This is a genomic window from Cellulomonas sp. Marseille-Q8402, assembly GCF_965119525.1.
Map to the genome: position 1 here is coordinate 1,817,434 of NZ_CBCPLX010000001.1, position 12,490 is coordinate 1,829,923.

At 74.9% G+C, this 12,490-nt stretch carries 13 protein-coding genes; 5 read left to right on the forward strand and 8 right to left on the reverse strand.

The features are described from left to right. Positions 1-60: 60 nt before the first annotated feature. The 4 genes from ACWPWW_RS08265 (at position 61) to ACWPWW_RS08280 (ending at position 3,177) form a co-directional block, all read left to right on the forward strand. A complete protein-coding gene (locus ACWPWW_RS08265) occupies positions 61-591 on the forward strand; it encodes a histidine kinase (protein WP_454049838.1) in 531 nt (176 codons plus the stop codon). A gap of 86 nt (positions 592-677) precedes the next feature. After that, positions 678-1,514 (forward strand): DUF4097 family beta strand repeat-containing protein, encoded by an 837-nt coding sequence (locus tag ACWPWW_RS08270; RefSeq protein ID WP_454049839.1) that lies wholly within the window; start codon positions 678-680, stop codon positions 1,512-1,514. Positions 1,515-1,558: 44 nt separating this feature from the next. Then, complete coding sequence (locus ACWPWW_RS08275) at positions 1,559-2,341, forward strand: ABC transporter ATP-binding protein (protein ID WP_454049840.1); 783 nt, start codon at positions 1,559-1,561, stop codon at positions 2,339-2,341. After that, a complete protein-coding gene (locus ACWPWW_RS08280; protein ID WP_454049841.1) occupies positions 2,341-3,177 on the forward strand; it encodes an ABC transporter permease in 837 nt (278 codons plus the stop codon). Before ACWPWW_RS08275 ends, ACWPWW_RS08280 begins: the two co-directional genes overlap by 1 nt. A gap of 58 nt (positions 3,178-3,235) precedes the next feature. On the opposite strand, the gene ACWPWW_RS08285 is transcribed toward ACWPWW_RS08280, so the two are convergent. Next, positions 3,236-4,834, reverse strand: a complete 1,599-nt coding sequence (locus tag ACWPWW_RS08285) for an ABC transporter permease (protein WP_454049842.1) — start codon at positions 4,832-4,834, stop codon at positions 3,236-3,238. Then, positions 4,831-5,721 (reverse strand): ABC transporter ATP-binding protein, encoded by an 891-nt coding sequence (locus ACWPWW_RS08290; RefSeq protein ID WP_454049843.1) that lies wholly within the window; start codon positions 5,719-5,721, stop codon positions 4,831-4,833. The genes ACWPWW_RS08285 and ACWPWW_RS08290 overlap by 4 nt, the downstream gene beginning before the upstream one ends. A 94-nt stretch (positions 5,722-5,815) precedes the next feature. On the opposite strand from ACWPWW_RS08290, the gene ACWPWW_RS08295 reads away from it, so the two are divergent. Continuing rightward, on the forward strand, positions 5,816-6,457 hold the full coding sequence (locus tag ACWPWW_RS08295; RefSeq protein WP_454049844.1) for a TetR/AcrR family transcriptional regulator: 642 nt from the start codon (positions 5,816-5,818) through the stop codon (positions 6,455-6,457). On the opposite strand, the gene kdpC is transcribed toward ACWPWW_RS08295, so the two are convergent. The 6 genes from kdpC to ACWPWW_RS08325 form a co-directional block, all read right to left on the reverse strand. Further along, a complete protein-coding gene (gene kdpC, locus ACWPWW_RS08300) occupies positions 6,429-7,034 on the reverse strand; it encodes a potassium-transporting ATPase subunit KdpC (RefSeq protein WP_454049845.1) in 606 nt (201 codons plus the stop codon). The two genes, ACWPWW_RS08295 and kdpC, sit on opposite strands and share 29 nt — an antisense overlap. 16 nt (positions 7,035-7,050) lie before the next feature. Then, on the reverse strand, positions 7,051-9,210 hold the full coding sequence (gene kdpB, locus ACWPWW_RS08305) for a potassium-transporting ATPase subunit KdpB (protein ID WP_454049846.1): 2,160 nt from the start codon (positions 9,208-9,210) through the stop codon (positions 7,051-7,053). A 7-nt stretch (positions 9,211-9,217) separates the two neighbouring features. Beyond that, on the reverse strand, positions 9,218-10,888 hold the full coding sequence (gene kdpA, locus ACWPWW_RS08310) for a potassium-transporting ATPase subunit KdpA (protein WP_454049847.1): 1,671 nt from the start codon (positions 10,886-10,888) through the stop codon (positions 9,218-9,220). Next, complete coding sequence (locus ACWPWW_RS08315; RefSeq protein ID WP_454049848.1) at positions 10,888-10,977, reverse strand: potassium-transporting ATPase subunit F; 90 nt, start codon at positions 10,975-10,977, stop codon at positions 10,888-10,890. Before ACWPWW_RS08315 ends, kdpA begins: the two co-directional genes overlap by 1 nt. Continuing rightward, positions 10,974-11,141: a hypothetical protein gene (locus ACWPWW_RS08320; protein WP_454049849.1), complete on the reverse strand. Its 168-nt coding sequence runs from the start codon at positions 11,139-11,141 to the stop codon at positions 10,974-10,976. Before ACWPWW_RS08320 ends, ACWPWW_RS08315 begins: the two co-directional genes overlap by 4 nt. A gap of 263 nt (positions 11,142-11,404) precedes the next feature. Beyond that, on the reverse strand, positions 11,405-12,355 hold the full coding sequence (locus ACWPWW_RS08325) for an ATP-dependent DNA ligase (protein WP_454049850.1): 951 nt from the start codon (positions 12,353-12,355) through the stop codon (positions 11,405-11,407). Positions 12,356-12,490 lie beyond the last annotated feature (135 nt).

Below are 12,490 nucleotides of genomic sequence, written 5' to 3' on the forward strand. Positions count from 1 at the left end.
GACGCCGGGCGACACCACGGGGGGTTGCGGTGACACCATCGATGGTGTCATGATGGCGTCATGGACCTCACGCGCTACGTCGACGACCTGCAGCACCGCCTGGCCACCGCGGCCGACGCCGCCGGGGACGACGCCCGGCAGCTCGCCCAGCGGCTGACCGCGCCGCTGGACGCCGCCGTCCGCCTGGTCCTGCTCGACGCCCTGTCGGCGGCGGCCGGCGAGATCTCCGCCGACCTCGCCCCGGGCTCCGTGGACGTCCGCCTCCGCGGCGGCGACCCCGAGTTCGTGGTCGACGCCCCCGCCGTCCGCGAGGCCCCGGCCGCTCCTGCAGCAGCCGCCGCACCCGCCCCCGCGCCGGTCCCGGGCTTCCCGGTCGCCGACGCCGACGAGGGCACCACCACCCGCACCACGCTGCGCCTGCCCGACAGCCTCAAGGCGCAGGTCGAGGTCGCCGCCGCCCGCGACGGCCTCTCCGTGAACTCCTGGCTCGTGCGGGCGGTCGCCGCCGCGCTCGAGCCGACCGCCGACCGGCCGGCCCTCCAGGCCCGCCCCGAGCAGCGCGGCACCCGCCTCACCGGCTGGGTGCGCTAGCCCGCACGCCGCACCTCCCGCACCACGTCGCACGGCGCCCCACGACGCCGTGACACCACCCACGACACCACTGCCCTGGAGCCGTCATGCCCACGTTCGCCGCACCCACCCCTGTCCCGGTCGTCGTCGACCTGCTCGTCGGCAACCTGCACGTCGTCGCCGGGGAGCGGGACGACGTCGTCGTCACCGTCCTGCCCGCCGACCCCACCAAGCAGCGTGACGTCCGCGCCGCCGAGGAGGTCCGCGTCGACCGCGTCGGCGACCAGATCACGATCACCGGCCCGCGCTGGAAGCAGTACCTGCCGTTCAACGCCGGGACGCCCGCCGTCACGGTCGAGCTGCCCGCGCGGTCGGACCTCACCGGGACCGCCGGCTCGCTGTACGCCGAGGGCCCGCTCGGCGCGGTCTCCCTGACGGTGAACGCCGGCAACGCCCGGGTCGACGAGGCCACCCGCCTCGACCTCAAGGCCTCGGCCGGCTCGGTCACCGTCGGGCGGACCACCGGCGCGACGACGGTCAAGGCCAGCGCGGGCTCCGTGCGGATCGCCGAGATCACCGGCGACGCCACGGTCCGGGCCAGCAACGGCACCACCACGGTCGGCGTCGTCACCGGGACGCTGCACGTCGCCGGGGCGCACGCCGACGTCGCGATCGGCAGCGTCCGCGGCACCCTCACCGCCAAGGCCGCCTCCGGCGGCATCCGCGTGGAGCGGGTCGAGTCGGGGACCGTCGCGCTCACCACGTCGTACGGCTCGATCGAGGTCGGCGTGCGCGAGGGCACCGCGGCCTGGCTCGACGTCGCGTCGGACCACGGCACGGTCCGCAACGAGCTCCGCCCGACGGAGGGACCCGTCGTCGACGAGGCCACCGCCGAGATCACGGCCAGCACCGGCTACGGCGACGTCCTCGTCCGCCGGCCCTGACCAGCACGCCCACCCACCCGAAGAGATCGTGAGAGGACCACCCCATGACCAGCGACCTCGCCGTCGACGTCCGCGGCCTGCGCAAGTCCTACGGCGACCAGATCGTCCTCGACGGCGTCGACCTCGCCGTCCGGGCGGGCACCGTCACCGCCCTGCTCGGCCCCAACGGCGCCGGCAAGACCACGACCGTGGGCATCCTGTCCACGCTGCTGCGACCCGACGGCGGCACCGCCCGCGTCGCCGGGCACGACGTCGCCACGGAGCCGGACGCGGTCCGGGCCGCGATCGGCGTCACCGGCCAGATGTCCGCCGTCGACGACCTGCTGACGGGCGTCGAGAACCTGCGGCTGATGGCCTCCCTGCACCACCTCGGCCGGCACGCCGGGCGCGAGCGCGCCGACGCGCTGCTGGCGCAGTTCGGCCTGGTCGAGGCGGCCCGCAAGCCGGTCTCGACGTGGTCGGGCGGCATGCGCCGCAAGCTCGACCTGGCGATGACGCTGGTCGGGTCGCCCGCGGTCGTGTTCCTCGACGAACCCACCACCGGCCTGGACCCGCGCAGCCGCCGGACCCTTTGGGACGAGGTGCGCGCGCTCGTCGCGGCCGGCACCACGATCCTGCTCACCACGCAGTACCTCGAGGAGGCCGACCGGCTGGCCGACCGCGTCGCCGTGCTGGACGGCGGCCGCATCGTCGCCGAGGGCACCTCCGAGGAGCTCAAGTCCGCGCACGACGCCGGGTCCCTCGACGACGTCTTCCTCCGCCTCACGGAGCCCAGCACCGACACCAGCGAACCCACCGGCACCACCGACACGAAGGAGGTGGCCTGATGACCACCGCGACGATCACCCGCCCCGCCGCCACCACCACCGGCGGCCGCCCGCTGGCCGACACGCTGACCATGCTGCGCCGCAACCTCCTCCGGGCCGTGCGGTACCCCGGGCTGACCGGCTTCACGGTCGCCATCCCGATCGCGCTGCTGCTGCTGTTCGTCTTCGTGTTCGGCGGGGCGTTCGGCGCCGGCGTGGCCGACGGCGTCACCCCCGGCGCGGACGGGCGGGCGGCGTACCTGGACTACATCACCCCGGCGATCCTGCTGTTCGCCGTCGTCGGCGCGGCGCAGAGCGTCGCGATCACCTCGGCGATGGACGCCACCAGCGGCATCATGGCCCGGTTCAAGACCATGGCCATCTCCCCCGGCTCGGTCCTCGGCGGCCCGGTGCTCGGGACCGTCGTCCAGGGGATCGTCGCCACGGCGATCGTCCTCGGCCTGGCCGTGGCGCTCGGGTTCCGCCCGGACGCCGGGCCGCTGGGGTGGCTCGCCCTGGTGGCGCTGCTCGTGCTGGTCACGTTCGCGATGAGCTGGCTGTGCGTCGCGATGGGCCTGTCCGCGCCGTCCGTCGAGACGGCGTCGAACACCCCGATGCTGCTGACCGTGCTGCCGTTCCTGGGCAGCGGGTTCGTGCCGGTCGACACCATGCCGACCGCGGTGCAGTGGTTCGCGGAGTACCAGCCGTTCACGCCGATCATCGAGACGACGCGCAGCCTGCTCGCGGGCACGGCGCCGGAGACCTCGACGACGCTGCTGGCCCTCGGCTGGACCGCGGTGATCGCGGTCGGCGGCTACGCCTGGTCCCGGTCGCTGTACCGCCGCGAGCGCCGCTGACCCGCGGCTCCGACCACCACGACGACCCCGGCCCCCACGGGCCGGGGTCGTCGGCGCGTCAGCGCGCGAGGTCGCGGCGGCGGAAGCCCGCGAACCCGACGGCGAGGAGCGCCGCGGTCACCAGGGTGATCCACCCGAGCCCGGACCAGTCCGGGTCACCGCCCGTGATCGTCGGCACGTGCCAGAACGGGCTGATGCCCAGCACCCGGTCGTCGAGGCCGAACGTCGGCCCGAGCAGGGTGAGCACGAACGAGACCAGCACGCCGGCCCACGCCACGAGGCCGACGACGGGCCGGGCACCGACGACGGCCGCGGCCACGGCGACGACCGTCCACACGGCCGGTGCGGTCGCGAGGGCCTGGCCGAGCGCGTCGGAGAACGTCACGCCGATGTCGGCCGAGGCGGCCGTCGCGGCGACGAGCGTGCCGGCGACGACCACGCAGAGCGTCGACGTCGTGAGGGCGAGGACGACGTTGCTCGCGAAGTGGCGCGGGCGTGCGACGGCGGCGGCCAGGACGGGCTCGACGCGGTCCGCCAGCTCCTCGGCGCGGAGCCGGAGCAGCACCTGGACGCCCGGGACCGTGGCGAGGATGCCCACCAGGCCGATGACGGTCCGCACGAACGCAGCGGTCAGCTGCTCGGGACCGACGGCACCGGCGGCGAGGACCTGCTGCACGCCGGAGTCGCCGGCGAGCAGGTCGTCGACCGAGGTCACGAAGTACCCGAACACGATGCCGAGGCCGAGGAACGCGATGGTCCAGGTGAGGACCGGCCCGCGGTTCATCCGGACGGTCAGGCCCCAGGTGGTGCGCGTCGTGCCGCGCGCGGGCCCGGGGCGCTGGGCGACGGAGCCCTGGCCGAAGTCGCGCCGGCCCTGCAGGACGAACGCCACCGCCACGACGAGGACCGTGAAGGCGACGGCGAGCAGCAACGGGAGCCAGTGGTCGCCGCCGGCGGGACGGGTCTGGAGCGTCCAGCCGAGCGGATTGAGCCACAGGGTCCAGGCCGGGGCGTCGAGCGAGGCGCACAAGCCGCGCAGCAGGAACAGCACCCCGAGGGCGCCCACGGCCAGCGAGCTCGCGGTGCGGGCGTCCGAGCCGAGCTGCGCGGTCACGGCGGCGACGGCGGCGAACATCCAGCCGCTGGCGGTGAAGGTCGCGCCGAGCAGCATCGAAGCCGCCCAGCCGCCGCCGCACAGGCCGGTGACCACGCCGGCGACCAGGCCCGCGACCAGCGAGCCGATCACGGCGACGCCGACGCCGGACATCAGCCGGGTGGCGCGGCCCATCACCCCGGAGGCGAGCAGCTCGGCCTGGCCCGAGTCCTCCTGCGCGCGGGTGGCACGGGTCACGGCGAAGACCGCGCCGAGCGCGACCAGGAACCCGCCGAGCGCCAGGCTGCGCCAGGCGTTGAAGCCGTCGACGGTGGTCAGGTCGTACGCGGGGCCGAAGATCAGACCGAGCGCCGGGTTGGCGCCGATCGCCCCGGACAGGGCCTGGCGGTCGGCCTGCGCCGGGAACACCACCGGGTAGATCAGGACCGACGACGCGGACAGGGCGGTGACGATCAGGACCCAGGGGGCGAACAGCCGCCCGTCGTGCTTCAGGGAGGTGCGCAGCAGCGGCGCGGTGCCGGTCAGCGCGGTGGCCGCGCTCACCGCTCGGCCTCGGCGTACAGGCTGAGGAACAGGCTCTCCAGGGACGGCGGGGCGACCGTGAGCGAGGTGATCCCGGCCGGGCTCAGCGTGTCCATCGCCTCGCCGATCCGGCCGGACTCCACGGTGGCGGAGAACCGGTCGCCGTCGACGTGCACGTCGGCGAACAACCCGTCCGCGGGCAGCGTGGGCGCGCGGTCGAGGGTGGCGTGGATCGTCGTGCGGGTCCTCCCGCGCAGGTCGGCGAGCGTGCCGGACCGCACGACGCGCCCCTCCCGGATGATGCTCAGCCGGTCCGCCAGCGTCTCGACCTCGGCCAGGACGTGGCTGGACAGCAGCACCGTGGTGCCGCGCTGCTTGGCCTCGGCGACCACCTCCTGGAACACGTTCTCCATCAGCGGGTCCAGGCCGGAGGTGGGCTCGTCGAGGACCAGCAGCTCCACGTCCGAGGCCAGCGCCGCGACGATCGCGACCTTCTGCCGGTTGCCCTTGGAGTACTGCCGGCCGCGCTTGGTGGGATCGAGCTCGAACCGCTCGACCAGCTCGGCGCGGCGCCGCTCGTCCAGGCCGCCGCGCAGCGCGCCCAGCAGGTCGATCGCCTCCCCGCCGGTCATCCCGGGCCAGAGGGAGACGTCGCCCGGCACGTAGGCGAGCCGGCGGTGCAGCGCGACGACGTCGGTCCACGGGTCGCCGCCGAGCAGCCGCACCGTGCCGCCGTCGGCCTTGAGCAGGCCGAGCAGCACCCGGATGGTCGTCGACTTCCCGGCGCCGTTCGGCCCGAGGAACCCGTGGACCTGGCCACGCTCCACCCGCAGGTCCAGGCCCGTGAGGGCGGAGAACGTCCCGTAGGACTTGGTCAGGCCCTCGATGTCGATCACTGCCGTCGTCATGGGGCTTCCTCACGTCACGGGCACCCGGCCGTCGGGCTCTCCCCAGTTAACTCCTCACGTGAGGAAATCCACAAGCGTGGAGTAACCTGGCCCGATGGCGACGGACTCCCCCCGGCAGCGGCCCACCGGCCGGCGCGCGGGCGACAGCGGCACGCGGGACGCGATCCTGGACGCGGCGTCGGCCCTGTTCGCGGACCGCGGCTACGACGGCGCCTCCCTGCGCGCCATCGCCGCCGCGGCCGGCGTCGACCCCGCGCTGATCCGGCACTTCTTCGGCGAGAAGGAGACGCTGTTCGCCGCCGTCGTCGCCGACCGCACCACGATCCCGGAGCGGATCGGCGCGGCCGTCGCCGGCGACCCGTCCACCGCGGGCCGGGCCGTCACGGACACCTACCTGCGGCTCTGGGAGGAGCCGGGCACCGGGGCGATCCTGCGCGCGCTCGTGCGGTCGGCCACGACGTCCGACGGGGCCGCGCGCATGCTGCGCGAGGTGCTGCTGGGCCGCGTCCTCGGGCAGGCGGGGGTGAGCCCCGAGCAGCTGACCCAGGTCGCCCTGGCCGGCTCGCACCTGCTCGGCGTCGCCGTCGCGCGGCATGTCGTCGCCCTGCCGCCGATCACGGCGCTGAGCCACGAGGAGCTCGTCGACCAGGTCGCCCCGACGATCCAGCGGTACCTGACCGGCACGCACGGGGCGACCTCGGCCTCCCTCAGCCCAGCCGGTCCAGCGCGAGGTTGAGCTCCAGCACGTTCACCCCCGCCTGCCCGAGGTAGCCGAGGTCCGGACCCGTCGTGGCGGCGCGGACCAGGGCGCGGACCTCGTCGGCGGGCAGGCCGCGCTCGCGGGCGACCCGCGGGACCTGCAGCTCCGCGTACGCCGGGCTGATGTGCGGGTCGAGGCCCGACCCGGAGGCGGTCAGCGCGTCGACCGGCACGTCCGCCGGGTCGACGCCCTCGAGCGCGGCGACGGCGGCGCGGCGGTCCTCGACCGCCGCGACCAGGTCCGGGTTCTCCGGGCCGAGGTTCGACCCGGACGACGCGGCGGCGTCGTACCCGTCCCCGGCCGCCGAGGGCCGGGGCTGCACGTACTGCGGCAGCGGGGCGCCGTCGGCGTCGCTGAACGACTGCCCGATCAGGGACGACCCGACGACCGTGCCGCCGGCGTCCGAGACGAGCGAGCCGTCGGCCCGCGCCGGCAGCAGCCGGCCCAGGCCCGTGACGAGCAGCGGGTACGCGATCCCGAGGACCACGGTGAGGACGAGCAGGGCGCGCAGGGCGACGAGCGCGTGCGGCCAGGTGGTACGAGGCGAGCTCATGGTGTCCTTCTCGGTGTCAGAATCCGGGCAGCAGGCTGACGACCAGGTCGATCAGCTTGATCCCGAGGAACGGGGCGACGACGCCGCCCAGGCCGTAGACCAGGAGGTTGCGGCCGAGGATGCTCGTCGCGGCGGCGGCGCGGTACCGCACGCCGCGCAGCGACAGCGGGATGAGCACGACGATCACCAGCGCGTTGAAGATGATCGCCGAGAGGATCGCCGAGGCCGGCGAGCTCAGCTGCATGAGGTTCAGCGTCGCGAGGCCCGGGAAGACCCCGGCGAACAGCGCCGGGATGATCGCGAAGTACTTGGCCACGTCGTTCGCGATGGAGAACGTGGTCAGCGCGCCGCGGGTGATGAGCAGCTGCTTGCCGATCCGGACGATGTCGATCAGCTTGGTCGGGTCCGAGTCGAGGTCGACCATGTTCCCGGCCTCCTTGGCGGCCGAGGTGCCGGTGTTCATCGCGACGCCCACGTCGGCCTGCGCGAGCGCCGGGGCGTCGTTGGTGCCGTCGCCGGTCATCGCGACCAGGTGCCCGCCCTCCTGCTCGCGCTTGATGAGCGCGAGCTTGTCCTCCGGCGTGGCCTCGGCGAGGAAGTCGTCGACCCCCGCCTCGGCCGCGATCGCCCGCGCGGTGAGCGGGTTGTCACCGGTGACCATCACCGTGCGGATGCCCATGGCACGCAGCTCGGCGAACCGGTCGGCGAGGCCGTCCTTCACGACGTCCTTGAGGTGGACGACGCCGAGCGCCCGGCCAGTGCCCGACCCGTCCCGGGTGGCGACCACCAGCGGCGTGCCGCCGTCGGACGAGATCCGCTCGACGTGCGCGTCCAGCTCGCGGCGGGTGCCGTCGGGCAGGGCGCCGCCCTCCTCGAGCCACGCGACCACCGCGCTGCCGGCGCCCTTGCGGATCTGCGTGCCGTCCGGGAGGTCGACGCCGCTCATCCGGGTCTGGGCGGTGAAGGGCACCACCTCGGCGCCGGGGGGCAGTGCCGCGACGTCGTCCGCCACGTCGCGCCCCGCCGCGAGCTCGACCACCGACCTGCCCTCCGGCGTGGGGTCGGCCGCCGACGCCCGGGCCGCCGCGCGGACCAGGTCGTGCGCGCCGACCCCGGTCAGGGGCAGCAGGTCGACGGCCCGCCGGTTGCCGTAGGTGATGGTGCCGGTCTTGTCGAGCAGCAGGGTGGTCACGTCGCCGGCGGCCTCGACCGCGCGGCCCGACATCGCCAGCACGTTGCGCTGCACCAGCCGGTCCATGCCGGCGATGCCGATGGCGGACAGCAGCGCCCCGATCGTCGTCGGGATCAGGCAGACCAGCAGCGCGACCAGCACCGGCACGCTCACCGACGCCCCGGCGTACCCGGCGATCGGGTCCAGCGTGAGCGCGACCACGACGAACACGATCGACAGCGACGCCAGCAGGATGTCGAGCGCGACCTCGTTCGGCGTCTTCTGCCGGGCCGCTCCCTCGACCAGGGCGATCATCCGGTCGACGAACGTCTCGCCGGGCTTGGACGTGATCCGGACGACGACCCGGTCGGACAGGACCCGGGTGCCGCCGGTGACCGCGGACCGGTCGCCGCCCGACTCGCGGACCACGGGCGCGGACTCCCCGGTGATGGCCGACTCGTCGACCGACGCGATGCCCCAGACGATGTCGCCGTCGCCGGGGACCAGCTCCCCCGCCGTCACGACGACCACGTCGCCGAGGGCGAGGTCGGGCGAGGCGACGGACCGGGTCCGGGCGCGCTCGGCGCCGGGGTCGCCGGCCGGGTCGTAGCCGTCGACGACCGTGGCGGTGGTGCTGGACCGGGTCTGGCGGAGGCTGTCGGCCTGCGCCTTGCCGCGGCCCTCGGCGACGGCCTCGGCCAGGTTGGCGAACAGCACGGTGAGCCACAGCCACACCGCGATCGCCGCGGTGAACGTGACGGGGGTGGCCGTGCCGCCGGACGGCTCGGGGCCGCCGGTGAACGGCTCGACGACGGCGAGCACCGTCGTCAGCGCGGCGCCGACCTCGACGACGAACATCACGGGGTTGTGCCACATCAGGCGCGGGTCGAGCTTGCGGAACGCGCCGGGCAGCGCGTCGCGGACCTGCGCGACGCCGAACGGGCGCGTCGTGGATGCGGTGGCGGGTGCGTCGGCGACGGGCGCCGGCAGGGTGGTGGTGCTCATCTCAGGTTCACAGACCTTCCGCCAGGGGACCCAGCGCGAGAACGGGGAAGTAGGTCAGGGCGGTCACGACGACGCAGACGCCCACGAGGAGGCCGACGAACTGCGGCCGCGCCGTCGGGAGCGTCCCGGCGGTGGCCGGCACCGTGCCCTGCGCGGCGAGCGAGCCGGCGAGGGCGAGGACCAGCACGATCGGCACGAACCGGCCCAGCAGCATCGCGACGCCGAGCGCCGTGTTGAACCACGGCGTGTTCGCGGTGAGCCCGGCGAACGCCGAGCCGTTGTTGTTCGCCGCGGACGTGAAGGCGTACAGCACCTCGGAGAAGCCGTGCACGCCGGGGTTCCAGATCGAGGTGGCCTCGACGTCGGCGCGCACACCGGGGACGGCGAACGACAGCGCGGTGCCGGCCAGCACGAGGACGGGCGTCACGAGGATGTACAGCGAGGCGAGCTTGATCTCGCGCGGGCCGATCTTCTTGCCCAGGTACTCGGGGGTCCGGCCGACCATCAGGCCGCCGACGAACACCGCGAGGACGGCGAGCACGAGCATGCCGTAGAGCCCGGACCCGACGCCCCCGGGGGCGACCTCGCCGAGCATCATGTTGAGCATCGGGAACAGCCCGCCGAGCGCGGTGAACGAGTCGTGCATGCCGTTGACGGCGCCGGTCGAGGTCAGCGTGCTGACGCTGCCGAACAGCGTGGTCGCGGCGATGCCGAACCGCTGCTCCTTGCCCTCCATCGCGCCGCCCGCCAGCTGCGGGGCGGTGCCCGCGCCACCGGCCTCGACCACCGTGAGCAGCGTGAGGCTGACCAGGAAGATCGCGGCCATCGCCCCGAGGATCGCGTAGCCCTGGCGGGCGCTGCCGACCATGCGGCCGAACGTGCGCGGCAGGCTGAACGGGATCGCCAGCATCAGGACGACCTGGAACATGCTGGTCCACGGCGCGGGGTTCTCGAACGGGTGCGCGGAGTTGGCGTTGAAGAACCCGCCGCCGTTGGTCCCGAGCAGCTTGATCGCCTCCTGGGAGGCGACCGGCCCGCCGGGGATCGACTGCGTGCCACCCGCGAGGGTGGTCACCTCGGTGAAGCCGGCCCAGTTCTGGATCACGCCGCCCGCGATCAGGACGACCGCGGCGAGCACGGACAGCGGCAGCAGGACCCGGAACGTGCCGCGGGTCAGGTCCACCCAGAAGTTGCCGATGGTCCCGGCCCTCCGCCGGGCGAACCCGCGCACGAGGGCGACGGCGACGCCCGTGCCGACCGCCGCCGAGACGAAGTTCTGCACCGCGAGCCCGGCCGCCTGCACGGTGTACCCGAGGGTCACGTCCGGCGAGTACGACTGCCAGTTGGTGTTGGTCACGAACGAGACGGCCGTGTTGAACGCCAGGTCCGCCCCGACGGCGGGCATGCCCAGGTCCCAGGGCAGCCAGGTCTGCGCCCGCTGCAGCAGGTAGAGGAGCAGCACGCCGACCGCGGAGAACGCGAGCAGGCTGCGGACGTACGAGCGCCAGGACTGCTCCGCGCGCGGGTCGACGCCCATCAGCCGGTACAGCCCGCGCTCGACGCGCCAGTCCGTCGCGGACGTGTAGACGTGGGCCAGGTAGTCGCCGAGGGGCCGGTAGAGCGCCGCCAGCACGGCGACGACCGTCAGCACCTGGGCGACGGCCATCCAGGCGGCCATCAGAACCGCTCCGGCCGGACGAGCGCCCACACGAGGTACGCGACGGCCGCGACGCCGAGGACCGCGGCCAGGAGGTCGAGGACGATCACAGCTTCCCGACCCCCGTGGCGAGCGCGCTCACGAGCGCGAACAGGGCGAGGACGCCCAGGACGAACACCAGGTCCAGCACCAGCAGACTCCCGACGTGGGACGTGCCGCGCCGGCCGGGCGGTCGGGGCGGCGACCCCCGCTCAGGAGGGCCGCTGCCCATCACAGCCCCGCCTGCGGGCGGCGGCGACGATCCTCACGGTTCCCATACGCCCCGGCGCGCGTTCCCTACGGATCCCGTGCGCCCGCGCGCCGTGCGCCGCGCCCGCGCCCTGCGCCGGGCCCGCCGCCGTGCGCCGGGCCCGCCGAGGTTGCAGAAGTCCGCGGACAAATCGCCCGAACCGCCGTGGTTTCTGCACCCTCGACGCCACACGACGCGCGGGGGCGCGGGTGCGCGGGAGCGCGGGGCGCGGAGCGCGGGCGCGGGGGTCAGCAGCTCAGCGCGGCGGCGTCCGGCTCGACCTCGACGGGGTGCAGCTCGGGGCGTGCGCGCAGGAACTGGGCCGGCCGGGCCAGCGCTCCGCCCGACCAGGGGACGTCGGCCGAGACCTCGACGACGAGCGGGGCGATCTTGGTCGCGATGGCGGAGGTGACGCCCCCGGGGGCGCCGACCGGCCGGATCTGCCGCCCGAGCGCGAGGCCCGCGGCCAGCCCGAGGGAGCGCGACCGGCCCACCGGGACGAGCTCGCCCGCGACCGGCAGCGCCAGCAGCAGCGCGCCGGGCTGGCTCGCCGACCCCGTCACCGCCGTCGCCACGAGGTCCACCGCGGAGCGGTGCTTGACCTTGCGCCAGTCGCGCGTGCCCGGACGGTAGAGCTGCTCCAGCCCCTTGGCCACCAGCCCGTCGGCGCCCGCCCCGGCGAGGTCCCGGAACCAGCGCGCCGCGACGTCGACGTCGCCGGTGAGGGGCGAGGTCGACAGCGGCCCGGTCCAGCGGTCGGCGACCTGGTCCAGCGCCATGCGGCGCTCGATGAACGGGTAGCCGCGCAGGTCCACGTGCTCGCGCTGGATGAGGTCGAACGCGATGAACCCCGCCGGCACGTGCGCGGCCAGCGCCGCGGGCGCCGGCGACCCGACCCGCCGCTGCAGGGCGCCGAAGTCCACGCGGCCGTCGCGCCAGACGACCAGCTCCCCGTCCAGCACCGTGCCCGGCGGGACCTGGGCGGCCACGGCGGTCGCCACCTCGGGGAACGCGGTCGTGAGGTCGACGCCCTGCCGCGAGCGGAGCATCGTCCGCGGGCCGTCGGCCAGCGCGAGCATCCGCATGCCGTCCCACTTGGGCTCCCACGCGGTCCCGCCGGGCAGGCCGACGGTCTCCTGCAGGTCGTGGGCGACGCGTGCCAGGGCGAGGCCGCTGGGATCCTCCGGCGTACGGGGCACGGCGGTGACCTTACGCCCGTTTTTGTCCGAAACGCCCTGGTTTGCCGTTTTTCCTTCGACCGAGTGGTCCACGGCCGCGCCGGCGGCCGCTCACCCCGCCGGGATGACGTCCGCCGGGCACCACCCGACCTACCG